The organism is Vibrio sp. S234-5 (assembly GCF_000960595.1).
GTDB lineage: Bacteria > Pseudomonadota > Gammaproteobacteria > Enterobacterales > Vibrionaceae > Vibrio.
Map to the genome: position 1 here is coordinate 1 of NZ_JZAM01000390.1, position 408 is coordinate 408.

The 408-nt window shown below is 51.0% G+C and carries 1 pseudogene; it reads left to right on the forward strand.

Annotation, left to right across the window (positions count from 1 at the left end):
- Positions 1-408, forward strand: a pseudogene (locus UF06_RS22225) (gamma-glutamyl-phosphate reductase); the annotation flags it as partial.

Below are 408 nucleotides of genomic sequence, written 5' to 3' on the forward strand. Positions count from 1 at the left end.
GACAGAATGTGACCATTGATATCGCCGCGCTGTGTCTGAAAACGGGTAACGCCAGCATTCTACGTGGCGGGAAAGAGACGTTCTTCTCCAACATGGAACTGGTGAATGTGATTCAAGCGGCACTGGCCAAAGCCAAGCTGCCAGCCGCATCGGTGCAGTATATTGAAAAGCCTGATCGCGAGTTGGTCAATCACCTGCTGAAAATGGATGAGTACGTGGACATGATCATTCCACGCGGCGGAGCTGGTCTGCACAAAATGTGCAAAGAGAACACCCCCATTCCGGTTATCATAGGTGGTTTTGGCATCAGCCATATTTTTGTTGATGAGAGCGCAAACCTAGAAAAATCACTCGACGTCGTTGAAAACGGCACAGTGCAGCGCCCATCGGCGTGGAAAACGCTGGAGA